Raw genomic sequence first — 23,018 nt, forward strand, 5'->3', positions numbered from 1 at the left:
CGCGGCTTTGTGACCACTCGCGCGCACACGCGTACGCACGCGCGCACGCGTGAGTCACCTGAAGGGCACAATCACGTGCTCAACCGGCGGGATGCCCTGCGTGCCAATGCTTTCTACTCACCGTTGCCGGTGCGGGGCCCGGCCCGGTACAGGGTCAGATTCATCGCGTCGCCATTGGAGTAGTTCTGGCCTTCGATCACTGCGAGGGCATCGAGGTCCAGGCCGAGACTTTCGGCGCGATTGAGGAAGGCGTCGGCCTCGCTGGCGTCGATCAGCGCCACTGTGCAGGCCGGGTCGTCAGCGAGCGTGTCCGCAGCGTCGGCGGGGCCATTAGCCAGACGCGTATCATAAGGGCCATGACGATAAACAAGCGACGGCTCGCGATAAGCCGATGTGACCAGTCGCGTCGGCTCACACTCGGACAACGCCTCCACGGCCGCAACAATGCGGGGCGTCAGGAAAAGCGTGTCGAGACGTGGCAGGGTGCCCGCATAGACGGTCACAACGGCCAGCCCGCCCGCAACCAGGCCGGCTGCGAGCGCTTTCGGTTTGCGGCCTGAGAGGTAGAGGCCAAGAGCCGCCATGGCCGAGACCAGGATCGCCACCCCGGCCACAATCAGGACCGGTGAAAGCTGGCCCTCGGACCATTGCAGCAAGGCCGCGCCAAACGCCGCCACAAACCCACTCGTAACCAGCCAGATCACGGCGTAAAGGCCGGCAGCCACCCGCAGCCAGAGGGGCGCACGCGCGTCGCCGGGCTGGAAGATCGCAGCGACCGCCAAACAGGCCATCGCCGGATAGAGTGGCATGACATAGTGCGGTAGCTTGGTGGCGATCAGTTCATAGACAATCCAGGCCGGGACGATCCATGCAATCAGATAGCGTGTTGCAGGCTCTGCGCGCCGGGTCCAGGCAAACCAGGCGGCAAAAACGAAGAAGAGTGAGCCCGGCCAGAAACTGAGTGATAACAGGCCGAGATAATATCCCGGCGGTCCGGCGTGGGATTGCTGGCTCTCGCCAACCTTGCCCATCAGACTGTCTCCGACCGCTTCTGCGTAGAACCCGCCATCGGACACGATTCCGATCGCCACATACCAGGGCAGGGCAATCGCCAGGAAAAGCGGTACGCCCCAGAGAGGCTTCAACGCCCCAAGCCAGGCAAACTTTCGGTCCCAGATCACCAGTGCGATGAGGGTCAGGCCGACAAAGAGAAGGATGATCGGTCCCTTGATCATCAGCCCGCCGCCCAATGCGGCCCAGAAAAGGGCCGGCCTCCACCAATGTCCCTTCGGCTCGAGATAGGTCCGCATCAGAGCCAGATGGGCGGCCGTGATAGTCGCGAGCAGAACGGCATCAGTCTTGGCGATCCGCGCTTCAAATCCGACGGCAAACGCGGTCGCGACAAGGAGCGCCGCGCCATAGCCCGCATGGCGGCCATATAGCCGTGTCGCGATCGCCCCGGTCATCAGGACCGCGGCGAGTATGCCCAGGAAGGACGGGATGCGGTGCGCCCAGATTTCGCGATCATCCGCTGTCCCGGTTACGGCGACTGCGATCGATTGCAGCCAGTAAATGCCGGCCGGCTGGAGATAGCGTTGCTCCTCCTGGAAGCGGATATCGATGTAATCGCCGGTTTCCAGCATCTGGTTGGTGGCGACGGCATAACGGGACTCGTCGCGATCCACGGGTGGCAAGGAGGATATCCCCGGCAGGAGGACCAGCGCCGACACGGCCACAAGGATCAGCCAATCCTTCCAGCCCAGCCGGTGCGCGTCCGATCCGACGGAGGTCACGACAGACGCTCTTCGATCCGCCCCGGCGCCTTGGTGCGGCGAACCAGCCAGATCACGCCCATCGTATCGAAAATCCCGACAAAGGCGCGCCCCAGATTGGTGTATTTGGACTGCCCGGCATGGCGGGCCCGGTGGCTGACCGGATGATTGATCAGGGGGTGGCCGTAGCGCTGGAAGAGCGCGGGAAGGAAACGGTGCATCCCCTCGAAACAGGGCAGGAGCAGAAAGCTGTCGCGGTCGAATATTTTCACGCCGCACCCCGTATCGGGGCAGTGATCGCCCAGCACAGTCGCGCGGAAGCCATTGGCGATGCGGGTGGCGATCAGCCGCGAAACCGGGTCATTGCGACGGACCCGGGTGCCCGCAACAAGCGGAGCGACGCCGTCGGCAGTCCAGGCTTTTTCGAGCATGTCAGGCAGGTCAGCCGGATCGTTCTGGCCGTCACCATCAAGCGTGGCGATCCAGGGGGCCCGCGCAGCCAGCACACCGGAGCGAACGGCCTGAGATTTGCCGCATCGCCGGTCATGTCGGATCAGGCGAACACGGTCATCCCTGGCGGCAATGTCCTGGAGAATGTCCGGCGTGGCGTCGGTCGAACCATCGTCCACGAAGACGATTTCAAAGGCGCCGGCGCGTTCCATCTCACGCAGCACTTCCTCGCACACAGCGGCGACATTCTCCGCCTCGTCCAGCACGGCAATGACAACGGAAGCCCGCAATTCGCTGCCTGACCGGTCGGGTCGACGAAAGTCCGTGGAGTTCATCTCGCTCATGAAACAGCCCTGATAACGTGGTCCGGAGTGTGTGCCGCTTTGGCGGCAGTTTCAAACCTGAATGCGGTTCGGTGACGAAAGTACCTGTCAGCGCTAGCGCAGGATCAGGAGGATTGCGATCCCGGTCATGACACAGCCGGTGAGGATGTCAGCTCCCCGTCGGACTTGCGGCGTCGACATCCAGTTCCTCGCGCGGTGTGCGAGCCCGATATAGAAGCCCGCGGTCGGCACCGCCATGGCGATCATGATGGCCAGCATCAGCAAATAGCTGAGCGGCGTGATCGCCTCGAGCGGAACAAAGGCCGGGACGAGGGTCAGATAGAAGACAATCGGCTTGGGATTGGAGAGCGGCATGGCAATGCCTGCGACAAAGGTGGCGATCCAGCCGCGCTTCGAACCGGCCTTGAAGACCGGCTTTGGCCGCGCGCCCGTCCACGCACTCCAGAAGGCCTTGAATGCCATCCAGCCCAGATAGAGCGCGCCTATAATCTTCGCGGCGACCCAGAAGGCAGAGAGCTGGGTAGCGATGGCTGACAGGCCGGTCACCGCCAGGGTGAACCAGAACATGTCACCCAGAAGGATCCCTGCGCCGTAGACCGCCGCATGCCAGGGCCCCGTATCAAGGGTCCGCGCTATCATGGCTGCGATGCCCGGGCCCGGTGTGNNAAGGCTCCGGCGAAGAGAAGAAGGGTTTCCGGCGTCATCGGTTTCCGCTCGCTAAACAGGCTTGGCTATAGACTGAAACCTGCGACAGGGTCGAAGCATCACCTCAGTCGGGCGTGACGAGATAGCCGTACAGGGTGTCGGAGATGGCCGAGACGAATTGCGCGTCTGGTATGGTCAGGATTACCGCCGCTCCCTCCTCCCGGTAGAGGGCCCGCTCGATCGGCAGGGTATTCATCAGATAGGTAAACATTTGCGCGGCTTCTTCCGGGTCAGACCGCTTAACCTCGTCGCCGAAGAGGCGCAGCAACTGGCGGCCGGATTCCCGCGCCATCTCCAGCATTTCCTCCCAATCATCCCCAATCAGATCGGGTCGGATCCGCGCATAGAGATGAGCCGCGCGAACAAGGTAGCCATCGCGCTGCAAGAAGGACCAGCCGGTTTCACATGCCGCCCGCAGCGTGGCACGGAGGCCAATTGCGGGATCGATCTCCAACCGCCCCTCATTGGCCGTGAACTCACCAAGGCGCGCCCGATAGAGCTCGAAGATTACCGGGATGAAGGCATCCTTGTTTTCAAAGCGGCGATAGACCGCGCCCACTGACAGGCCGGCAGTCTCGGCCAGCTCGGCTATAGTGATGTCTGCAAAAGACTTTTTGCGCAGGCAAGTGTCCAGCGCCTGCACCAGCTTGTCCCGGGTTTCACGCGAACGCGCCTGCCGTGTCGGCCGCACTCCTTGACTCATGTCTGAACCACCCTTAAATGTGAACGCGAATTCGCATTCGCATAATCGATCTAACTGATCGCACGCCGATCCAGCGGCGGTCAAGCCAGACAGGGAGTATATTCGTGGACACGCTCATCCAATCCCCCGCCCTTCTCATCGGACTTGGCACTATCAGCCTTTTCATCTTTGTCGGCATCATCCGGGACCTGATGCGTCGAGCCAACCCGGACCGGGACCACGGCTCCACCATGATACAGTATCGCAACACCGCGGCCTCGCTCTGGGGCCTGTGTCTGATTTGCATGGCCTGCTGGGTCGTGTCGGGCCAGCCCCTCGCGGAGATGGGCATGAGGTCACCGACCGGCTGGCAAGCCTGGCTGGTCTGGGCGCTTGCCGCCGGAACGATCGCCTATCTGATTTACTCCGTCATCGCGACGACACTCGATCGCAAAACCCGCATCAAGCTGCGCGCCGATTTTGCCAACGCCGACGGCTTCGATCTGCTTCGCCCGCGTACCGCAGCAGAACATGTCAGCTTTCAGGGCCTGTCCATCACAGCCGGCGTGACCGAAGAGATTATTTTCCGCGGCTTCCTTATATCCACCCTCGCACTGGCCATGCCGGTCTGGGCGGCGGCGCTGATCGTCGTTGGCACCTTCCTGGTTGCCCATGCCTATCAAGGCCTGTCCGGCATGCTGCGCATCCTGCCAATTACGGTGCTCATGACAGCCGTCTTTCTGATCGGTGGATCACTGTGGCCGGCAATCCTGATCCATATCGCAGTCGATGCCGGTGCGGGCCTGCTGGTCGCCATTGTGGATGCACATCGCGACGCCGATGACGCGCATCCGGAAGAAGAGACGGAGAGCGGGACGACCGCGCTCCCGGCCTGATCAGCCCCGCCCGACCGAAAAAGCGGAGGGCGGCAGTCAGGCCAGAGCGACTCGCCCGTCCTCCACCTCGCCAAACTGGATGCGTGATCCGAACGGCTCAAAGAGAACGCGTTCCACGCCGGTCAACCAGGCTTGGGATCCCGAAGCCAGGATTTCCTGCGCCAGACCTTCACGCCGGGTAGCATCAAGATGGGCGCAGGCCTCATCAAGCAAGAGCAGCGGCGCCACGCCCCACTGCCGTCCCAGCGCCCTCGCCTGCGCCAGGGCCAGCGTGAGGATCAGGGCCTTCTGTTCCCCCGTCGAGCAATCACCAGCGGACTGATCCTTGCCGCGGTGCCGCGCCAGGAGTTCAGTCCGATGCGGGCCGCGTGTCAGCGTCCGGCCGGCCGCGCCGTCGCGGCGGCGCCCCTCACGCAAGGCCGACACAAAACGGTCCTCGGCCTCGCCGGCTGTCAGACCCTCGGCGAGGTCAGCCTCTACTGCGCCATCCAGAGCCAGGTCGGCCTGCGGAAAGACGCCTGCGGGTCGCTGGTCAATCTCCCCCTGCAAGCGGATCAAGGCGTCGAGGCGTGCGGCGGCCATGGCCACACCATGACCGGCCATTTCGACCTCGAGCGCGCTGAGCCAGGCGGGGTCCTGCCCACCCTCGTCGAGCAGGCGCTGCCGTCGCGTTCGACTTTTCTCATAGGCACTGGCGGCGTCGGCATGAGCCGGATCGGCGGCATGGACCAGGCGATCGAAAAACTTCAGCCGATCGGCCCGTGGACCAGCGAAGAGGCGGTCCTGGGCCGGTGTCAGCCAGATCATCGGCAAGAGGCGTGCAAGCGCGTTCTGGGCGGCCGGCTCGCCATCGATCCGGGTCTCGCGCCGGGCACTTCCCCGGGCGCCAACACCCAGGCGGAAGCCGCCATCGCGCGTATCGGCCTCTGCAAAGACCGCCCATTCCGGCGCAATCCCGCCATCGAGCTTTCGCGCGACACCGTCGGCGCCAGCCGAGCGCAGACCTCGGCCGGGCGCGAGAAAGGACAGCGCTTCAAGAAGATTGGTCTTGCCGGCCCCGTTCTCGCCGTACAGGGCCACTGGCGCGGCGCTGAGATCAAGATCGAGATCGCCATAGCTGCGAAAATCAGTCAGTCGCAAACGACGAACCGCCGCAGGCGGAACCGGCGGCGGCGTGTCAGTTCCTGGAGTTTCGGCGTCGCCCGTCACACCCGCAGCGGCATCAGCACGTAAAGCGCGTCGGGATCACCACTATCAGTGACCAGTGCCGGCGAGGCCGCATCGGCAAAATGGAAACGCGCCTCATCGCCTTCAATCTGCGAAGCCACGTCGAGCATGTAGCGGGCATTGAAGCCAATCGCGAAGCCTTCATCCGAATAGGACACGGCAAGCTCTTCCTCGGCCTGACCGCTCTCCGGGTTGTTGACCGCGAGGGTCAGCGCATCGGCGCCGAGCGAGAGCTTCACCGAGCGCGATTTCTCAACGGAGATCGTGGCAACGCGATCAACGGCTTCGGCGAAACGCTTGTTCTCGACCGACATCAGCCGGGTATTGCCGCGCGGAATGACGCGCTCATAATCCGGGAAGGCGCCGTCAATGAGTTTCGAGGTGAGCACGGCCTTGCCAAGGCGAAAACGTATCTTGCCCTCGGAGACCGAGACTTCGACATCGTCGTCGGCATCTTCGAGCAGGCGTTTGACTTCCTGGACCGTCTTGCGCGGGACAATCACACCCGGCATGCCATCGGCACCGTTCGGCAGGTCGACTTCGGCGAGGGCGAGACGAACCCCGTCCGTGGCCACGGCGCGCAGGGTCTTGCGACCATCCTGCTCGGCAGCGTGGAGGTGAATACCGTTGAGGTAGTAACGCGTCTCCTCGGTGGAGATGGCGAAGCGCGTCTTGTCGATCAGGCGAGCCAGTTCCCGCGCCGGAACCGTGAAGCGATGCTCGAGGTCCTCGGTCGGCATGACCGGGAAATCGCCCGGCGGCAGTGACGGAAGGGAAAAGCTGGAACGGCCGGCTTTCAGGGTGAGGCGCGGGTCGCCGCCATTCAATTCCAGCGTCACATCCGCGCCATCGGGAAGCTTGCGGGTGATGTCGTAAAGCGTGTGAGCCGGAGCGGTCACCAGACCCTCACCGTCACAGCTCGCATCCGTGGTTTCGAGAATCTCGATATCCAGATCGGTGGCCGCAAAGCTCGCCCCGTCAGGGCCTGCTGAAATCAGCACATTGGACAGGATCGGAATTGTGTTGCGCTTTTCGACCACTGCCTGCACATGGCCCAAGGCCTTGAGGAGCGTCGCGCGCTCGATCGTCAGCTTCATATCTCGCGTTCCGCTTTCAACGTCTTCTGCGTCAGTTACCTGAATCCACGTCGAAGATCTTTGTCTGTCTTGACGGCACCGGACGCAATTCACCCGAGCCGTTCGGGATGGGTCAAAGAGGATACATGAATTCGCCCGTTCGCAAGAGATTTATCCAGCGTTAACGCGAATTTCCGCCGATGGAGCGGGGGTGTCAGCCCTGCAGCTCTCGGGTGAGTGCATCAATCTCGTCCGCAACCGGATCACCGGCCTCGATCATATGCGTCACTTTGGAAACCGCATGGATGACCGTGGAATGATCCCGACCGCCGAAACGCCGCCCGATATCCGGCAGGGACCGCGTCGTCAGCGTCTTGGCCAGATACATGGCGATATGACGTGGACGGACCACGGACTGGGTCCGGCGCTTGGAGCAGATATCCGCCGGCGTGATCCCGAAATGCGTGGCCACAACCTTCTGGATCTCGTCCACGGTCAGACGGCGCTCGGAACCCAGAGACAACTCGCGCAAGGCCGTCGACACGACCTCCATGGTCACGGGCTGACCGATCAGCGCGGTGCGGCAGATGACGTTATTGAGCACCCCTTCCATCTCGCGCGGGCTGGACGTGATACGGGCGGCGAGAAAGTCACGCACCGCTTCGGAAACATCAAACGTCGGGTAATGACAGGTTGCCTGGGCGATCTTGCAGTCAAGGATCTGGCGACGCAGGTCGAGATCCGGCTTGCCGAGCGGGCAGGACAAGCCACCCGTCAACAGCGAGCGCAGACGCTCATCCTGCATTTGCAGCTCGGCCGGCGGCTTGTGGGACGCCAGGACGACCTGCTTGTTCTCTGCGACCAGCGCCGCGATCGTGTGCAGGAACTCGTCTTCGGTCTTGGGCTTGCCGGCGATGAAGTGGACATCATCAATCAGCAAAACGTCGACACCCCGGACCGTCTCCTTGAAGGAGATCGTGTCGCGGGCCTTCATGGCGGTGACAAAGCCGGAGAGAAATTCCTCGGCGGTCAGATACAGCGCCCGGCGCGGACGCGACGTTTTCTGAACCGCAGACGCCACAGCGTGGAGCAGGTGCGTTTTGCCGACACCGTAATCGCCATAGAAGAAAACCGGATTGAATGGCGGCGTCGCGGCACCAACCATGGTCCGGGCTGCGGCCGCGGCGACTTCATTGGCCGGGCCAACGCGAAAACTGTCAAATGTGAAGCGCGCATCGGTCAGCGCATCATCTGCCAAGCCCTCATCGCCAGCGTCGTGTTTGGCTGGGGCCGAGCGGACGGCGGGCGCGGCCATTGCCGGACGCGCCGCGACCAGGGGTTGCGGTTCGCGGTCGCCCTCGGACACCAGGAGAATTTCGCGATGCGTGGGATCGAGTTCAGCCCAAAGTGCGCGAATTCGGGCACCCCAGTGATCTTCGACCCAATCACGATTGAAACTGCTGGGCGCGACAATAACCAGAGCGCCAGTTTCAGCCAAGCGGACACGCAAACGCGCGATTTCCTGGGAATACAGTGCCGGGCCACACTCCTCACGGAGGTGCGCTCGGACCTTGCGCCAGATCGCCGAAATGCCCCCAGCGTCGAGCCCCTCAATGGTTGCCGCTTTAGCCTCGGAAACAGCCAGTTTGTTAAATGCCATCGTCGGTCACACTTTTATTTTTCTCTCGCAGGTGCGAAAGCTATGTGTTTGTAATTTTGGCAAAATCCCCCCGCTCACAGCACTCCACCCAGTCGTGCTGCTACCGGAAATTTTTCCGCATGGGAATAGTCGCCCTCAGAAGCCCAAAGGTTACTCCGAGGCCGGTTTGGGTCAACAGGATTCAGCTCCCAAAAATCGAGATTCTTCGCTTGACACGGGAAATCCGTGGCCGGACCGAAACTTGGCCTTTGTAACTCATTTATGACAGATCAATTGGTCGTTTTTGAGAACCGAGTGAAGCCAGGATTGCGGCCGTCGGAACGAGTCCGACCGGGTTTGGCAACCCTCCGTACGCAGAATAATTTATTGAATAACATCGTGCGGCATGCGCGAAGAATGTCCTGCGCGCCGTGATGCAGGCGCACAAAGAAATACGCCCGGGACGTGTGCCCCGGGCGTATCAGAATTGCAGTCCGTCAAGTGTGTCGGATCAGGCCGACATCGACTTCACGCGGGCCGAAAGGCGGGAGACTTTCCGCGAGCCCGTATTCTTGTGGTAGACGCCCTTGCCGACAGCGCGCATCAGCTCGGACTCAGCTTCGACCAGAGCGGTCTTGGCAGCAGCCTGGTCGCCAGACGTGATCGCCATTTCGACTTTCTTGACGAAAGTACGAACGCGCGAACGACGAGCCTTGTTGACGGCTGTCCGGCGAGCGATCTTGCGGACCATTTTCTTGGCCGAGTTGGTGTTGGCCATGGATGTAAACCTCTTTAAGCGGCCGGGACAGACTTCCCGGCTAAATCCGTGAGCGGCGGCGTATAGGCCCTTGCGGGCTGGGCGTCAACCGCCCTGTGTGTCTTGACGCCTAGCGATGTTTGAAATGTGCAGCCCGTTTTTCAGCGAAGGCCGCCATGCCTTCTTTCTGATCCTCAAGCGCAAACTGGGACATGAAGACACGGCGCTCGAAGCGTACGCCTTCGGTCAGGCCGATTTCGAAAGAGCGATTGACCGTTTCCTTGGTCATCATCGCGACGGGCAGGGACTTCGCAGCGATAGCCTGCGCGGCCTCCATGACCACATCCATGAAATCGTCTGCGGGCACGACGCGCGAAACCAGTCCAGCGCGCTCAGCTTCCTCGGCATCCATCATCCGGCCGGTCAGGCACATGTCCATGGCCTTGGCTTTGCCAACGGCGCGCGGCAGGCGCTGTGTACCGCCAGCACCCGGCATGACACCAAGATTGATTTCCGGTTGACCGAATTTCGCCGACTCCGATGCGATGATGAAATCGCACATCATGGCGATCTCGCAACCACCGCCCAGCGCATAGCCGGACACGCCGGCAATGATCGGCTTGCGGAAACGGGCCACCGCCTCCCAGGTCTCCGCGAACGGGTCCTTGTTGTAGAGACCGACCATGTCGCGCGACTGGAGTTCCTTGATGTCCGCACCGGCCGCAAAGGCCTTCTTCGAGCCGGTCAGGACCACACAGCCAATCTCGTCATCAGCCTCGCAGGCCGCCAGGGCCGCTGCCAATTCCGTCGTCAACTCGTCGCACAGGGCATTGAGTGCCTCCGGGCGGTTCAGCGTAATGACGCCAACCCGGCCCTCGGTTTTGTACTGGATCGTCTTGTAGCCCATTCCGGTGCTCCATCTGACGGCGCGGAAGTCCCGCGCGGGAAAATCCGCGCCGCTATAACGCAGACAGAAGCGAGCGTCGATACCGGGCGACCCGTTTGAGTCACCCGGTCTCGCACGACTTACTGGCGTGAGATGCTGTAACCCGCATCCTGCAGGAGCTGGATCACACCGTCTTCGCCCGGCAGATGCGCCGCGCCAACCGCGATAAAGACCGTGCCTTCACCGTCCATGATCTCGGCAATCTGCGGCACCCAGTTAGTGTTCCGGGTCACGATAAGCGTCTCGTAGACCTCAGGGGATCCTTCACGCATGCTGCCATTGATCATCTCCTCGAGAACGGCCATGTCGCCCAGGGCCCAGGCCGTCACCAACTCATTGAGCTGGGTCGGCAGGTCGACCATGTCCTCCAGGCCCTGATCGAAGGCACGCGCCTGGACCTCATCGGACACGCCTGCCAGAAAGCCGATCTGCTCCTCGGCGGTCTCGAAATAACCCATCTGCGTGTCGGTACCGGCGACCAGCGCCAGCAAGCCAGCCTCGGCACCGGCACTGGGATCAAGGCCCAGCGCCTGCATCTGGGTAACAGCCAGCATCACCTGGGCCAGCCAGGGACGCATCGGTTCCAGCATCGCCGGAGCAACGCCAAGTGTGGGGGCGAACTCGGCCAACGCCGCATTGGCCTCGGCCGACAGAAGGGAGGACAGCGTCACACCGGGCGGGTTGAGTCCGTGCTGCATGACCAATTGCTGCATCTGGGCTTGCGACTCTGGCGAATGCACATCCGCCTCCAGATAGAGCGTTTCGGCGCTCGCCAGCAGCGCCTGAAGCTCAGGCGTCTGCCAATCGAGGCCCGGCGGAAGGATGTGAAAAGTGCCAAAGATATAGACGTCGGAATCGGCATCCGAGAGGTGCCAGACTGCCGGATCGGCCTCGAGGGTCGAATAGTCCGCCGGCTGGGCCAGGGCAGTTGAAGCGAACACGGCGCTGCCCGCAAACAGGGCGGCACCCAGGGCACCGGAGACGGCACGGCGGAAACGGGAGTGAGCTGACATGCAGGATCCTCAAAGAGACAATCGAAAGATGCGGACACGTTATCCGCACCGAACGCGCTGGCTAGCGGGAAATGACAGGCCCGCTTCCCACCCGCACGCCCTCAACGCTGGCAGGTGCTGCAAAACCAGGTCGAGCGACCGGACTGCACGATGCGCTGGATGGATCCGTGGCATCCGTCGGTCGGGCACGGCGCACCCAATCGATCATAAACCCGGAAACGATGCTGGAAATAGCCAAGCGCCCCGTCCGTGGACGCGAAGTCCTTGAGCGAGGAACCACCGGCCTCGATCGCCTCGATAATGACGGCCCGCACGGCAGTCGCGAGCCGATCGGCACGCACGCCCGGTATCGAGGCGGCGGCCCGCCGCGGGCTGATCCCGGATCGATGCAGGGCCTCGCAGACATAAATATTGCCCAGACCGGCGACGATGGACTGATCCAGCAAAGCCGCCTTGATCGGCGTGCGCCGCCCGGCCAGCACAGATGACAGGTAAGGTCCGGAAAACTCATTGCCATGCGGTTCCGGTCCCAGCGCGCCCAGGACCGGATGGTCAGCTTCGGCCGTGGTCCGCAACAGGTCCATGTATCCGAACCGGCGTGGATCGTTATAGCGCACCACAACACCGCCCTCGGCCCGGAAGACGACATGGTCGTGCTTGGGATTGGCGGGGGCTGCGTGGACGAAATCACCGGGCTGGGCCGCCGCGCCGTCCACCTCGATCGAAAAGCGGCCGGACATGCCGAGATGCCCGATCATCGTCTCGCCGCCGCTCAGGCGCACCAGCAGATACTTGGCCCGGCGGTCAATGCGCTCGACCCTTTGTCCTGTCAGCCGCTCGGCAAAGCGTTCGGGGAAGGCAAAGCGCAAATTGGGGCGATTCACTTCGACTGCGAGGAGACGTCGCCCCTCCAGCGCCGGAATGAGGCCCCGGCGGACCGTTTCAACTTCAGGAAGCTCGGGCATGGCTTATGTGAATCATCTTTACATTCAACTGGTTACATTTTGGCCGCATTTCCGGTTTCAGCTTCGCGGGCCTTTGGTATGCAATGGAGACGAGGCAGCATGTTTGATCATATGGATATCATCCTGTCAGCCGCGATAATCGCGGCACAGATCGGGCTGGGCGTTCTTTTCGCCGACCTGATGAGCGGGATCGTACACTGGTATATCGACACTTATGGCGATCCCAAGACCCCCATTCTCGGCAAGCACGTCTACTGGCCGACCATCAATCACCATGCCCAGCCACTCGACTGCACCCGTGCCAGCTTCTGGTCGCGCAATGGTCCCAACCTCGCCCTGAGCGCGGCATTCCTGGCCGCCTTTCTTACCCTGGGCTGGATCAATGCCTTCACGCTCAGCGCCCTGGCCACCGGCGTTTTCGCCAGCGAGATCCATGTCTGGAGCCACAAACCGAAGCGCAAGCGACCGCCGCTGGTTCACTGGCTGCAAAGGCGCGGCGTCTTGTTAAGCCCGAAAGAGCATTGGAAGCATCACACCCACGCACACAATACCCGCTATTGCACGGTGACCAATCTGCTCAATCCGGCGCTCGACCGATTACGCATCTTCCGCCTCGTTGAGGGCTTCGTGGAGGGGTTCGGGCGCCGCAAGCCGCGTGATGAGATCATGGGAATCGGTCCGCTTGCCCGCGGACGGCGCATCATGTCACGCGCACGCCGCTTCGTCGCCGCCCACGCCTGGCAGGTCCGACGCATGGTGACAGCGCCCGTTCCGAAACTCGCCCTGGCGTGACATCCGCGCCGTATGCCCGCCGGGCATGCGGCAGGCCCGGGCGCGGTCGCGCACATGCGACAACAAGGACCGCCCTCGCCGCTTTGCCGCGGGACGGTCCGTGTCTATGTTGCCAGTCATGAGCCGTAGCCAGACCACACGCCCCGCCGACGACGCATCCGATGCCACCGTCTCTTTCGGCTTCACCGATGTTGCCCGCGAGGAGAAGGCCTCGCTCGTCCGCGGCGTCTTTGATCGGTCTGCGCGGCGCTATGACCTGATGAATGACCTGATGTCGCTGGGCATTCACCGCGTTTGGAAAGACATGGTCATGACCCGCGCCAATCCGCAGCCCGGAGAAGTCCTGATCGACGTCGCTGGCGGCACGGGGGATCTGGCGCGCAGCTTTCTGGCCAAGGCCGACGCGGTCGCCGAGCGACGTGGCAGCGACCGGAAGGCCAGCGCCATCGTGCTGGACATCAATGAACAGATGCTGCGCGCGGGCGTGAAGCGCGGCCTGAAGCCACATGAGGCTGGCAGGATTGACTGGGTCACCGGCAATGCGGAATGCCTGCCCCTGACGGAGCGCACCGCCCATTGCGTCACGATCTCGACCGGAATCCGCAATGTCACCGACCGGGCCACGGCCCTGAAGGAAATGCGCCGCGTGCTCAAGCCGGGTGGCCGTTTCCTGTGCTTGGAATTCACGCGTCCAACCAGCCGCGCCTGGGAGAAGGCGTATGATGCCTGGTCCTTCAATGTGATGCCGGAGCTCGGTCATTACGTCGCCAAGGATCGCGACAGCTATCAATATCTCGTCGAGTCGATCCGCCGTTTTCCCAACCAGGATGATTTCGCGGATGAGCTGCGCGCTGCCGGGTTCCGGCAGGTCGGCTACACGAATTTTTCCGGCGGGATTGCCGCCCTCCATGTTGGGTGGGCCTAGGACTTTTTGAGCGCCGCACGCTGCTGTGCCAGCCACGCCTCGGCTTCAGCCTGGGTCTCAAACAGCTGCATGGGCGGCGAATAGACTGACGATCCGAGCGCAATCCAGTACTCCAACATGCCGCGTTTCAGGGCATTGCCACAAACCTGGGCAGAAAAATTGGGCGCCGGGCCATAATATTTTGCGATGATCGGCTGCAACGAGGCTGCCACCTGCTTGAACCTGGCCGCGGTCAATTCACCGATCTCCGCATCATCATAAACGACAATGCGATCACAACGCGGGGTCCATCCGGGCTTGGCAACCAGTTCGAGAAGCAGCTCCGCGGGCTCTTCCGGCAGCACGTCACCCCGATAATGCACCACGGCGAGCTGGCGAAGCGGGTCAAATTCAATCCGGTGCGTCACGTCAAATGTCCCGCGGCAAGCCGTTCAGTTTCAGCCGATTAGCGGCGCGACTTCACGCCACGCTCGCCAAGCTGCACCAAGGACACTAAACCGACAATCAATGTTTGACAGCCTCGCTTCTTTCGCGCGCCTTTTGCGCGCCGGCCTGACCCTGGCCCGGCATGACGCCATTCTGCCGGCCGAGTATCAGTCGCTCTATCCGGCACCGGCCCGTTGGGCAGGCGCCGTCATGCGCGTATTTCGGCGACGCGATCTCGCCGAAAATCCGGGCGAGCGCCTTGCACGAGCGCTGGAGCAGCTGGGTCCGTCCTATGTGAAGTTCGGCCAGATCCTGGCCACACGCGGCGATGTCATTGGCGAGCGCTTTGCCCGCGGCCTGTCCCGGCTGCAGGACCGCATGCCGGCCTTTGGTGATGAAGAGGCGCGGGCGGTTCTGGCCGACGAGCTCGGCATGCCGGTCAGCGAGGCCTTCAGCGAATTCGGGCCTCCTGTCGCGGCCGCCTCGATCGCCCAGGTTCACAAGGCCACGACCCCCGACGGCGCGGTGGTCGCGGTGAAAATCCTGCGGCCGGACATCGAGCGGCGCATCGCGCGCGACATCCGCACCCTCTCGCTCGGCGCGACCCTGGCCGAACGCTTCGCGCCGGCCAGCCGCCGGTTGGAACCGAAGAAATTTGTCGAGACGGTCTCGCGCTCCCTGACGGTGGAAACCGATCTGCGACTGGAAGCGGCCGCCGCATCGGAACTGGGCGAAGCCGCCGCGGTCGCCGAGGGTTACCACATCCCGACCGTAGACTGGGCCCGGTCGACCCGACGCATCCTCGTCACGCAATGGATTGACGGCATTGCCCTGTCAGATATCGACGCCATCGCAGAAAGCGGAATAGACCGACCCGCTCTGGCGACCCGCCTGACCCGCGCCTTCCTTGCCACCGCACTCGACCGGGGTGTCTTCCACGCCGACATGCATGGCGGCAATCTCTTCGCGCGCACTGACGACACGGTCTGGGCGGTCGATTTCGGTATTATGGGGCGGATCGGCCGGGCCGAGCGACGCTTCCTCGCGCTGATCCTGCACGGCTTCCTGACCCGCGACTACATGGCCGCCGCCCGGGCCCATTTCGCGGCCGGCTATGTCCCTGCCAGACACTCCGTAGAAGACTTTGCCAGCGCCTTGCGCGCGGTTGGTGAACCGATCTTCGGCAAGACTGCCGATCAGGTTCCAATGTCGCGCGTTCTGCTGCAGCTTTTCGAGATAACCGATTTGTTCGACATGCGCCTCCGGCCGGAATTGGTGATGCTGCAAAAGACCATGGTCCAGTGCGAAGGCGTCTCACGCCAGCTCGACCCGCAACACGACATGTGGGGCGCAGCCGCGCCCATCGTCGAAGCCTGGATGAAACGGGAACTGGGTCCGGAAGGGCGTATCCGGGACCTCGGCGAGGACCTGACGCGCCTGCATGACGCCTTGCGCCGACTCCCCGATGCGATCGATGACTGGGCCGATGTCGGCGCCCAGCTCAAGGCCGGAAAACTATCACTCGGCGGCGGCCCGAAGCTGCGGCCCTGGTTCCTGCGTCTGGCCTGGCTGATCGGTGCTGGAGCGCTAGGCGCGGCTGCAATGCTGGCATTTAGCTAAAATATCGCTCCGATTTACACAAAATCGAAAGAAACACCTGCGCCTATTCCAAGCATGGCAAGAGATTTCATCATGAATGAAGAGGCACGCAGCCTGCAGCGCGAGTTCTTTCGCATCGACGAAGATGTGATCGACCGGATCCAGCACCTCAAGCCGCGCCTGATGGAATACGCGGAAGAGGCCCTCGAAACCGTCTTCGACCATCTGGTTGGCAATCCGGAAGTCGCGCATTATTTCGAGATCGCCGACAATGTCGCCTATCTGCGCGCCGGCATGCTGGCCCATTGCGACGAGCTGTTTTCGGCCCGCTTCGACGAGCATTATTATGAAGCGACCGAAAGCATGGGCGAGCGCCATGCCAAGCTGGAATTCCCGTCGCATGTCTATACGGCGGCCTACTCCAACATGTTCGCGCGTATCGTCGAGCTCGCCATGGCCAATCGTCGCCGTTTCAAGACCGATGACATCACAGCGCTGTCGCGCATAACGCACTACGATGTCGAACTGTCGATGGGCGCCTTCTACCGCCACATCATGGACAAGCGCGCGGCCCTGACCTCGGACGTTCACAAGATCCGTCACCTGGTTGACTGAGCTGAGGCTTGGTTGAGGAAGGGGCTCGGGCGGTCAGCTTGAGTGAGAGATCCGTGCGGTCACCGGCCGGGCTCGGGGTGATCTGGGCGCCAGCGCGCAGGGCGATCCATACATCGCTTGTCAGCCAGCAGGCCGTATCCGGTTCTTCAGCTCAAGGGTAAAACCGCGCAGCGGCGGCTGCGCCGCCCTTGACCTGAAGAACCGGATACGGCGGCGTCCCGGCAAGCGGTTTATGGTGGAGTTTGCGCCGATGGCGCGGACGTTCAAGCAAACAGCGCGGCATACCAGCTAACCTGAAAGATTACCGACAAAACCAGACATTGGGCCCTGGAGAAGGGAGTTTAGCGTTTTCTCTTTGGTACCGTCGCCGGACGGGTACCCCGCGCCGTCATCGGCGCAGGTGAAGGTGGCCGACAGGTCGGAGATCAAATGATGCATCCCTTGGGCTTTCGCCGCTTTGCGGTTACCTGTACGGGACCATCAGCGGAGACGACACGTGGCCGACAAGTCCATACTCCTGATCATTGGTGGCGGCATTGCCGCCTACAAGGCGCTGGAACTGATCCGGACGCTGAAGAAGCGCGGCATTGCCAGTCGTTGCATCCTGACCCGCGCGGGCAGCGAATTCGTGACCCCGCTCTCCGTGGCCGCCTTGTCGGGCGACAAGGTCTATGGCGAGTTGTTCAACCTCACCGACGAGGCCGAGATGGGTCATATCGAGCTGTCGCGCTCGGCCGACCTGGTCGTGGTCGCGCCGGCCACGGCCGACCTGATGGCCAAGGCCGCGACCGGTTTGGCCAATGACCTCGCCTCGACCACGCTTCTGGCCACCGACAAGCCGGTCCTGATGGCGCCGGCGATGAATGTGCGCATGTGGGAGCACAAGGCGACCCAGCGCAATCTGGCGACGCTGAAGGGCGACGGCGTGCACTTTGTCGGGCCCGATGAGGGTGACATGGCCTGCGGTGAGTTCGGACCGGGCCGTCTGGCCGAGCCGGATGTGATCGCCGATGCGGTGGTGAGCCTGCTCAATGCCTGACACACTGACCGGCCGCCACGTGCTGATCACGGCCGGGCCGACCCGCGAACCGATCGACCCGGTCCGCTTCATCTCCAATCATTCCTCCGGCAGGCAGGGCTATGCCATCGCCGCGGCCTGCGCCGCGTTGGGCGCCCGGGTGACACTGGTCGCCGGGCCGACCGCACTGGACGACCCGGACGGCGTCGAGACTGTCCATGTCGAGACCGCGCGGGACATGCTGGCCGGTGTCGAACAGGCCCTGCCCGCCGAGGTCTTCATCGCCGTCGCTGCCGTCGCCGACTGGCGCCCGGCGCAGCCGTCCGACAGGAAGCTCAAGCTCGACAAGGCCAGCTTTTCCAGCCTGCCACTGGTCGAGAATCCGGACATTCTCAAGACGATCTCGCAAATGGACGCGGGTCGGCCCGGCCTGGTGATCGGCTTTGCCGCCGAAACCCATGATGTCGAAGCGCTCGCCACGGCCAAGCGGGCCCGCAAGGGCTGCGACTGGATCGTTGCCAATGATGTCTCCGGCGATGTGATGGGCGGGGCCGAGAATGCGGTCCTGCTGGTCACCGAAACGGGCAGCGAGAGCTGGGAGCGGGCGGAGAAGTCGAAGATCGCCGCCCTGCTGGCCGCACGGATCGCGTCGGCGCTCTAGCCTCTGGCCAAATCAGCCGGGCTTGGCTTTGATGCTGGCACCACAATTCCAGCCAGGATGCCGCCATGCCGACCGTGCCCGTGAAGATCAAACCGCTCGATCATTATGAGGGCCTCGCCTTGCCGGCCTATGAAACACCGCAATCCGCCGGCATGGACCTGCGCGCGGCGGTGCCCGCCGATGCACCGGTCTCCATTCCGCCGGGCGAATGGCGTCTGATCCCGGTCGGGATCGCCATTGCGCTGCCGGCGGGATATGAGGCCCAGGTCCGACCACGGTCGGGCCTCGCCGCCAAGCACGGCATCTCCTGCGTCAATACGCCGGGCACGGTGGATGCCGATTATCGCGGTGAAATCCGGGTCAATCTGATCAATCACGGCAAGGCCAATTTCGTCGTCAATCGCGGCGACCGCATCGCCCAGATGATCATCGCCCCGGTCACCCAGGCCGTCTGGGAGGTCGCCGACACGCTGGACGAGACCACTCGCGGTGCCGGCGGCTTTGGATCCACAGGGACGAAGTAGGTATCACCTGACGCTTTCGTCACTGGCCCTCGCCCGCCGGATACCTACATTGCCCGCAAACGGAGATCTCCCATGACAGACGCACCCGGCCGCGGCCGCATCTATGCTTCCATCGCCGACACGGTCGGCAATACCCCGCTGGTCGAGCTGAAAAAGCTCGCTGACGCCCATGGCGCAAAGGCCCGCATCCTGGCCAAGCTGGAATTCTTCAACCCGCTGGCCTCGGTGAAAGACCGGATCGGCGTGGCCATGATCGACGCGCTGGAAGCGGCCGGTAAGCTGGGCGAGGGCGCCGTGATGGTCGAACCGACCTCCGGCAATACCGGTATCGGCCTGGCCTTCGTCGCCGCCTCACGCGGCCACCGCCTGATCCTGACCATGCCGGAAAGCATGTCGGTCGAGCGTCGCAAACTCCTCACCCATCTTGGCGCCGAACTGGTCCTGACCGAAGCCGCCAAGGGCATGAAGGGCGCCATCGCGAAAGCGCAGGAAATCCTCGACGCCACGCCGGGCGCCGTCATGCCGAGCCAGTTCGCCAATCCGGCCAATCCGGAAATCCACCGCAAGACCACGGCACTGGAAATCTGGAACGACACCGCCGGTGAGGCCGATGTGCTGATCTCCGGCGTCGGCACCGGCGGCACTCTGACCGGCTGCGCCTCGGTCCTGAAAGAAAAGAAGCCCGGCTTCCATGTCGTCGCGGTCGAACCGACCGACAGCCCCATCCTGTCGGGCGGCGCACCCGGCCCGCACAAGATTCAAGGCATCGGCGCCGGCTTCGTGCCTGACATTCTCGACCCCGATTTGATCGACGAAGTGGTCACGGTCTCCAATGACGATGCTTTCGCCATGGCCCGCGAGGCCGCGAAACTGGAAGGCGTTCCCGGCGGCATCTCTTCCGGTGCTGCCCTGAAAGCCGCCCTCGAGGTTGCCAAGCGCGACGACATGGCCGGCAAGACCATCGTGGTGATCCTCGCGAGCTTTGCGGAACGATATTTGTCGACGGCGCTGTTTGAGGATTGAGGGCGGTTTCGGCGCTGATTCTTTGCCCCGCACCCACCGTCATCCCACGGTCACGACGGCGTCGTGATCCGGGGGATGACGGCGAGGTAAGAAGCCCTACGCACTCACACTCGCGGGTGCCGGATCACAAAACGCCGTCACATCGAATATCCGCGGATCGGAGATGACGTCGCTGGGAGTCAGGGCGCGCGACAATTCCAGGCCTTCCAGCGAGCGGGCCCGCGACAGGGCGACATAGGCCTGGCCGTGGGCAAAGAGACGGCGGGCGAGATCGAGATAGACCTTGTCCAGCGTCAGGCCCTGGGCCTTGTGGATGGTCATCGCCCAGGCGAGACGCAGCGGGAATTGGGTGAAGGCGCCGGCTGTGGTCTTGGTCAGGGCCTGTTTTTCCGGATCGAAGGCATAGGCATTGCGCTCCCATTTCTGGGCTTCGACGGCGTGGACCGTGTCGCCGATCCGCACCCGAACCGCTTTCTCGTCAAAGCCTTCCACCTGCCCCAGCGTGCCATTGACCCAGCGCCCCTGCGGGTCATTGCGGGTCAGCATGACGCGGGCACCGATCTTGAGCACCAGGGGTTCCTCGGCCGGGAAGAGGCGCTGGTCGAACTGGCCCTCGACCTTGGCCTCGAAGGCCTTGTGGCTGGTCGGCAGGCCTTCCAGACGTGCCTGATTGATGTGCCAGGCGGTCTGATTGGTGGCGGTCAGTACGATGTGGGAGAGCGAGGCCTCCAGCCCGGAACGTCCCGTGACCCGATCATTCAGGTCAGCGGCCTTGTCCGAGGTCAGGTCGCCATCGCGGATCGCGTTGAGAATGTCGACGAAATAGCTGTCGGTCTGGCGAAAGACCTGCTCGAGCTCGACATAGGAGAAGCCGGCATCCCGGAAGCTGTCGGGGTGGAAGAAAAAGGGCCCGCCAAACGTCGATTCCAGATACTCGGCCTCGGCGCCCTGCACGACGGGCGGCAGCTGGGCGAGATCGCCCACGAGAACAATCTGCACGCCCCCGAATGGCTCATTGCGCTCACGATTGAGCCGCAGGGACTTGTCGATCGCCCACATCATGTCGGCGCGGACCATCGAGATCTCGTCGATCACCAGGGTTTCCAGCGCCTGCACCACGCGGCGATGACGGACCTTGCGGATATCGCGGGCGCCGATCATCCGTGGCGGGAAATGGAAAAAGGAGTGGATGGTCTGACCACCTGCCTGCATGGCCGCCACACCGGTCGGCGCGATGACCGCCGCGCGCGGCCCGGCCCGGCGCAGGAATTCGCGCATCAGCGTGGTCTTGCCGGTGCCGGCACGCCCGGTCAGGAAGACATTCGGCCGCGCACTCGACAGCCAGTCAAGCAGACGCTCCTGGTGCTCGGACAGGGCTGGCGCGGGAAGGGGTGGATTGGCAGGCACGGACATCGCGCCAGATTGCCCCTGTTCGCGCTGCGAACAAGCCTTCTGCGCGCCAATCGCCGGATTCAGGCGTGCATCCCCCTTGAAGCGAAACACCAATCCCGTCACCAAGGGGGCATGACCACCGAAATCGATATCGACCGCTTCGCCCGCCATCTCGTTCTCAAGGAGATTGGCGGCCCCGGCCAGCAGGCCCTTGCCCGGACCCATGTCGCCATCATCGGCGCCGGAGGCCTCGGTGCCCCGGCCGCGCTCTACCTGGCGGCGGCCGGGATTGGCATGATCAGCCTGATCGATGCGGATACCGTGACGGTGGACAATCTGCAGCGCCAGATCATGTTCCGAACCGGTCATATCGGTACCGCCAAGGCCAAGACAGGCGCCCGCGCCTTGCGCGCCCTCAATCCGGGCACCAAGGTCAAATCGATCATCAAGGCGCTCGACAAGGAGAATGCCAAACGCCTGATCGGAAAAGCTGATCTGGTCATGGATGGCTGCGACAATTACGAGACGCGCTATGCGGTCAACGAAGCCTGCCTAGCCAGCGGCAAGCCGCTCATCTCCGGCGCGGTCGGACGCTGGGACGGCCAGGTTTCGCTGTTCAATGCCCGCCCGGACGCACCCTGTTATCGCTGCTGGGTACCGCAAACCCCGCCGGACGCCGAAACCTGCGCCCGCGTCGGCGTGGTCGGTGCCCTGACCGGCGTGATCGGCTCGATGATGGCCCTGGAAGCGATCAAGCATATCTGCGGCGCCGGCCAAACCCTGGACGGCCGCATCCACCTCTTCGACGGCCTGTCGATGGAAAGCCGGACAGTGAAGCTCGACAAGGACCCGGCCTGCCCGGCCTGCGGCGGCTAGTTTTGCGGAGGGGGTGTCGCGCCTGACGCTTCGGACCCTAACCCTCTTCTTCCTCATTCGGGTCGAAACTGTCGATCCGGCCATCCATCGCATCGTCGAGAAACTCTGCCAGATTGCGCATGGTGATGATGAAGTCCCGGCCCTCACCCCAGTTGTGGGCCAAATCCGGCACCTCTTCATAGACGAAATCCGCCCCTGTCCTTTACAGGGTCTCGGCCATGACGTGCGATTGCTCGACCGGCACGATCTGGTCGGCCTCGCCGTGAAACAGATAGAGTGGAATCTGCACCTGATCGGCCAGGTGGACCGGCAAAGTTTCGCGCATGAAGTCGCGGTCACGACGGGGGTGCGCCAGCAGTTCGACCCAGTCGACGCGTCGATTGCCGACAGACACGCGGCGACCGGACGAGCCACCTTCAGCATCGAGGTCATACACCAGGACAGTGTCATCCCCGCCGTCATGGTGAGGCTTCTGGACCATCAACAGATAGCGTCCATTGGGCGACAGGCGCACATTTTCATAGCGCGGCGGGCGAATCACATGACGCAGGAAGTCCTCGATCGCGCCATCGCCCATCGAGGGGATACGCTGCGCATCAACCGGGCCGACCGCGGACATGACCGCAACCATCACGCCAACCAGTGCGGCCGATACCGCCCGAAAAACACTCAATGTCGGAATCATTTATTCGCCC

General features: G+C 63.1%; 23 protein-coding genes and 1 pseudogene. 9 read left to right on the forward strand and 15 right to left on the reverse strand.

What is annotated here, in order from left to right; genetic code table 11:
* Positions 1-113: 113 nt before the first annotated feature.
* From JXQ94_RS14140 to JXQ94_RS14155, 4 genes are all read right to left on the reverse strand, one after another.
* Complete coding sequence (locus JXQ94_RS14140) at positions 114-1,793, reverse strand: ArnT family glycosyltransferase (RefSeq protein WP_421924426.1); 1,680 nt, start codon at positions 1,791-1,793, stop codon at positions 114-116.
* On the reverse strand, positions 1,790-2,566 hold the full coding sequence (locus tag JXQ94_RS14145) for a glycosyltransferase family 2 protein (protein WP_421924427.1): 777 nt from the start codon (positions 2,564-2,566) through the stop codon (positions 1,790-1,792). The genes JXQ94_RS14140 and JXQ94_RS14145 overlap by 4 nt, the downstream gene beginning before the upstream one ends.
* Positions 2,567-2,659: 93 nt before the next feature.
* Positions 2,660-3,205, reverse strand: coding sequence for a LysE family translocator (locus JXQ94_RS14150; RefSeq protein ID WP_421924774.1), 546 nt, complete (start codon positions 3,203-3,205; stop codon positions 2,660-2,662).
* A 130-nt stretch (positions 3,206-3,335) separates the two neighbouring features.
* Positions 3,336-3,974 carry a TetR/AcrR family transcriptional regulator gene (locus JXQ94_RS14155; RefSeq protein WP_421924428.1) on the reverse strand — a complete coding sequence of 213 codons (639 nt, stop codon included), beginning with the start codon at positions 3,972-3,974 and terminating at the stop codon, positions 3,336-3,338.
* A gap of 104 nt (positions 3,975-4,078) precedes the next feature.
* Here JXQ94_RS14155 and JXQ94_RS14160 point away from each other — a divergent pair, with 104 nt between their 5' ends.
* Positions 4,079-4,849 carry a CPBP family intramembrane glutamic endopeptidase gene (locus tag JXQ94_RS14160; protein ID WP_421924429.1) on the forward strand — a complete coding sequence of 257 codons (771 nt, stop codon included), beginning with the start codon at positions 4,079-4,081 and terminating at the stop codon, positions 4,847-4,849.
* A gap of 36 nt (positions 4,850-4,885) precedes the next feature.
* On the opposite strand, the gene recF is transcribed toward JXQ94_RS14160, so the two are convergent.
* The 7 genes from recF to mutM all read right to left on the reverse strand — a co-directional run bounded on the left by recF (position 4,886) and on the right by mutM (position 12,472).
* Positions 4,886-5,989: a DNA replication/repair protein RecF gene (recF, locus tag JXQ94_RS14165; RefSeq protein WP_421924430.1), complete on the reverse strand. Its 1,104-nt coding sequence runs from the start codon at positions 5,987-5,989 to the stop codon at positions 4,886-4,888.
* Between the two features lie 65 nt (positions 5,990-6,054).
* A complete protein-coding gene (dnaN, locus tag JXQ94_RS14170; protein WP_421924431.1) occupies positions 6,055-7,173 on the reverse strand; it encodes a DNA polymerase III subunit beta in 1,119 nt (372 codons plus the stop codon).
* Positions 7,174-7,366: 193 nt separating this feature from the next.
* Entirely contained in the window at positions 7,367-8,812 is a 1,446-nt protein-coding gene (gene dnaA / locus JXQ94_RS14175; RefSeq protein WP_421924432.1) for a chromosomal replication initiator protein DnaA, read from the reverse strand.
* A 490-nt stretch (positions 8,813-9,302) separates the two neighbouring features.
* Complete coding sequence (gene rpsT / locus JXQ94_RS14180; RefSeq protein ID WP_011645002.1) at positions 9,303-9,569, reverse strand: 30S ribosomal protein S20; 267 nt, start codon at positions 9,567-9,569, stop codon at positions 9,303-9,305.
* Positions 9,570-9,678: 109 nt separating this feature from the next.
* The gene (locus JXQ94_RS14185) at positions 9,679-10,455 is read right to left on the reverse strand and encodes an enoyl-CoA hydratase (protein ID WP_421924433.1); all 777 of its coding nucleotides are present in this window, start codon (positions 10,453-10,455) and stop codon (positions 9,679-9,681) included.
* Positions 10,456-10,574: 119 nt separating this feature from the next.
* Complete coding sequence (locus JXQ94_RS14190) at positions 10,575-11,507, reverse strand: TraB/GumN family protein (protein WP_421924434.1); 933 nt, start codon at positions 11,505-11,507, stop codon at positions 10,575-10,577.
* A gap of 101 nt (positions 11,508-11,608) precedes the next feature.
* On the reverse strand, positions 11,609-12,472 hold the full coding sequence (gene mutM, locus JXQ94_RS14195; RefSeq protein WP_421924435.1) for a bifunctional DNA-formamidopyrimidine glycosylase/DNA-(apurinic or apyrimidinic site) lyase: 864 nt from the start codon (positions 12,470-12,472) through the stop codon (positions 11,609-11,611).
* Positions 12,473-12,571: 99 nt separating this feature from the next.
* Here mutM and JXQ94_RS14200 point away from each other — a divergent pair, with 99 nt between their 5' ends.
* Together JXQ94_RS14200 and JXQ94_RS14205 are read left to right on the forward strand one after the other, a co-directional pair.
* The gene (locus JXQ94_RS14200) at positions 12,572-13,264 is read left to right on the forward strand and encodes a fatty acid desaturase CarF family protein (RefSeq protein ID WP_421924436.1); all 693 of its coding nucleotides are present in this window, start codon (positions 12,572-12,574) and stop codon (positions 13,262-13,264) included.
* A gap of 118 nt (positions 13,265-13,382) precedes the next feature.
* Positions 13,383-14,189 carry a class I SAM-dependent methyltransferase gene (locus JXQ94_RS14205; protein WP_421924437.1) on the forward strand — a complete coding sequence of 269 codons (807 nt, stop codon included), beginning with the start codon at positions 13,383-13,385 and terminating at the stop codon, positions 14,187-14,189.
* Here the strand turns inward: JXQ94_RS14205 and JXQ94_RS14210 are convergent.
* Positions 14,186-14,596 (reverse strand): hypothetical protein, encoded by a 411-nt coding sequence (locus tag JXQ94_RS14210; protein WP_421924438.1) that lies wholly within the window; start codon positions 14,594-14,596, stop codon positions 14,186-14,188. The two genes, JXQ94_RS14205 and JXQ94_RS14210, sit on opposite strands and share 4 nt — an antisense overlap.
* 100 nt (positions 14,597-14,696) lie before the next feature.
* On the opposite strand from JXQ94_RS14210, the gene ubiB reads away from it, so the two are divergent.
* From ubiB to cysK, 5 genes and pseudogenes are all read left to right on the forward strand, one after another.
* A complete protein-coding gene (gene ubiB, locus JXQ94_RS14215; RefSeq protein WP_421924439.1) occupies positions 14,697-16,235 on the forward strand; it encodes a 2-polyprenylphenol 6-hydroxylase in 1,539 nt (512 codons plus the stop codon).
* A gap of 72 nt (positions 16,236-16,307) precedes the next feature.
* A complete protein-coding gene (locus JXQ94_RS14220) occupies positions 16,308-16,829 on the forward strand; it encodes a protoglobin domain-containing protein (RefSeq protein ID WP_421924440.1) in 522 nt (173 codons plus the stop codon).
* 496 nt (positions 16,830-17,325) lie between these two features.
* Positions 17,326-18,508: pseudogene (gene coaBC, locus JXQ94_RS14225) on the forward strand (bifunctional phosphopantothenoylcysteine decarboxylase/phosphopantothenate--cysteine ligase CoaBC).
* 65 nt (positions 18,509-18,573) lie between these two features.
* Positions 18,574-19,032 carry a dUTP diphosphatase gene (gene dut, locus JXQ94_RS14230; protein ID WP_421924441.1) on the forward strand — a complete coding sequence of 153 codons (459 nt, stop codon included), beginning with the start codon at positions 18,574-18,576 and terminating at the stop codon, positions 19,030-19,032.
* Between the two features lie 72 nt (positions 19,033-19,104).
* A complete protein-coding gene (gene cysK, locus JXQ94_RS14235) occupies positions 19,105-20,055 on the forward strand; it encodes a cysteine synthase A (protein WP_421924443.1) in 951 nt (316 codons plus the stop codon).
* Positions 20,056-20,151: 96 nt separating this feature from the next.
* Here the strand turns inward: cysK and JXQ94_RS14240 are convergent, their stop codons facing one another.
* Positions 20,152-21,618 carry an ATP-dependent DNA helicase gene (locus JXQ94_RS14240; RefSeq protein WP_421924444.1) on the reverse strand — a complete coding sequence of 489 codons (1,467 nt, stop codon included), beginning with the start codon at positions 21,616-21,618 and terminating at the stop codon, positions 20,152-20,154.
* Here JXQ94_RS14240 and JXQ94_RS14245 point away from each other — a divergent pair.
* Complete coding sequence (locus tag JXQ94_RS14245; protein ID WP_421924445.1) at positions 21,580-22,323, forward strand: HesA/MoeB/ThiF family protein; 744 nt, start codon at positions 21,580-21,582, stop codon at positions 22,321-22,323. The two genes, JXQ94_RS14240 and JXQ94_RS14245, sit on opposite strands and share 39 nt — an antisense overlap.
* Positions 22,324-22,360: 37 nt before the next feature.
* On the opposite strand, the gene JXQ94_RS14250 is transcribed toward JXQ94_RS14245, so the two are convergent.
* Both JXQ94_RS14250 and JXQ94_RS14255 read right to left on the reverse strand, forming a co-directional pair.
* Positions 22,361-22,486 carry a hypothetical protein gene (locus tag JXQ94_RS14250; protein WP_421924446.1) on the reverse strand — a complete coding sequence of 42 codons (126 nt, stop codon included), beginning with the start codon at positions 22,484-22,486 and terminating at the stop codon, positions 22,361-22,363.
* A 39-nt stretch (positions 22,487-22,525) separates the two neighbouring features.
* On the reverse strand, positions 22,526-23,008 hold the full coding sequence (locus tag JXQ94_RS14255; protein WP_421924447.1) for an alpha/beta hydrolase family protein: 483 nt from the start codon (positions 23,006-23,008) through the stop codon (positions 22,526-22,528).
* Between the last annotated feature and the right edge of the window lie 10 nt (positions 23,009-23,018).

Source organism: Maricaulis maris (genome assembly GCF_049116555.1).
In the GTDB taxonomy this organism is placed as follows: Bacteria; Pseudomonadota; Alphaproteobacteria; order Caulobacterales; family Maricaulaceae; genus Maricaulis; species Maricaulis maris_C.

Excerpts from the sequence above, each read along its gene's own strand:
- dnaA (WP_421924432.1), bottom strand. The coding sequence starts at position 8,812 with ATGGCATTTAACAAACTGGCTGTTTCCGAGGCTAAAGCGGCAACCATT.
- JXQ94_RS14150 (WP_421924774.1), bottom strand. The coding sequence starts at position 3,205 with ATGATAGCGCGGACCCTTGATACGGGGCCCTGGCATGCGGCGGTCTAC.
- JXQ94_RS14240 (WP_421924444.1), bottom strand. The coding sequence starts at position 21,618 with ATGGCGGGCGAAGCGGTCGATATCGATTTCGGTGGTCATGCCCCCTTG.
- rpsT (WP_011645002.1), bottom strand. The coding sequence starts at position 9,569 with ATGGCCAACACCAACTCGGCCAAGAAAATGGTCCGCAAGATCGCTCGC.
- JXQ94_RS14200 (WP_421924436.1), top strand. The coding sequence starts at position 12,572 with ATGTTTGATCATATGGATATCATCCTGTCAGCCGCGATAATCGCGGCA.
- cysK (WP_421924443.1), top strand. The coding sequence starts at position 19,105 with ATGACAGACGCACCCGGCCGCGGCCGCATCTATGCTTCCATCGCCGAC.
- JXQ94_RS14155 (WP_421924428.1), bottom strand. The coding sequence starts at position 3,974 with ATGAGTCAAGGAGTGCGGCCGACACGGCAGGCGCGTTCGCGTGAAACC.
- dut (WP_421924441.1), top strand. The coding sequence starts at position 18,574 with ATGCCGACCGTGCCCGTGAAGATCAAACCGCTCGATCATTATGAGGGC.
- mutM (WP_421924435.1), bottom strand. The coding sequence starts at position 12,472 with ATGCCCGAGCTTCCTGAAGTTGAAACGGTCCGCCGGGGCCTCATTCCG.
- JXQ94_RS14245 (WP_421924445.1), top strand. The coding sequence starts at position 21,580 with ATGACCACCGAAATCGATATCGACCGCTTCGCCCGCCATCTCGTTCTC.
- JXQ94_RS14255 (WP_421924447.1), bottom strand. The coding sequence starts at position 23,008 with ATGATTCCGACATTGAGTGTTTTTCGGGCGGTATCGGCCGCACTGGTT.
- ubiB (WP_421924439.1), top strand. The coding sequence starts at position 14,697 with ATGTTTGACAGCCTCGCTTCTTTCGCGCGCCTTTTGCGCGCCGGCCTG.
- dnaN (WP_421924431.1), bottom strand. The coding sequence starts at position 7,173 with ATGAAGCTGACGATCGAGCGCGCGACGCTCCTCAAGGCCTTGGGCCAT.
- JXQ94_RS14185 (WP_421924433.1), bottom strand. The coding sequence starts at position 10,455 with ATGGGCTACAAGACGATCCAGTACAAAACCGAGGGCCGGGTTGGCGTC.
- JXQ94_RS14205 (WP_421924437.1), top strand. The coding sequence starts at position 13,383 with ATGAGCCGTAGCCAGACCACACGCCCCGCCGACGACGCATCCGATGCC.
- JXQ94_RS14145 (WP_421924427.1), bottom strand. The coding sequence starts at position 2,566 with ATGAGCGAGATGAACTCCACGGACTTTCGTCGACCCGACCGGTCAGGC.
- JXQ94_RS14220 (WP_421924440.1), top strand. The coding sequence starts at position 16,308 with ATGAATGAAGAGGCACGCAGCCTGCAGCGCGAGTTCTTTCGCATCGAC.
- JXQ94_RS14190 (WP_421924434.1), bottom strand. The coding sequence starts at position 11,507 with ATGTCAGCTCACTCCCGTTTCCGCCGTGCCGTCTCCGGTGCCCTGGGT.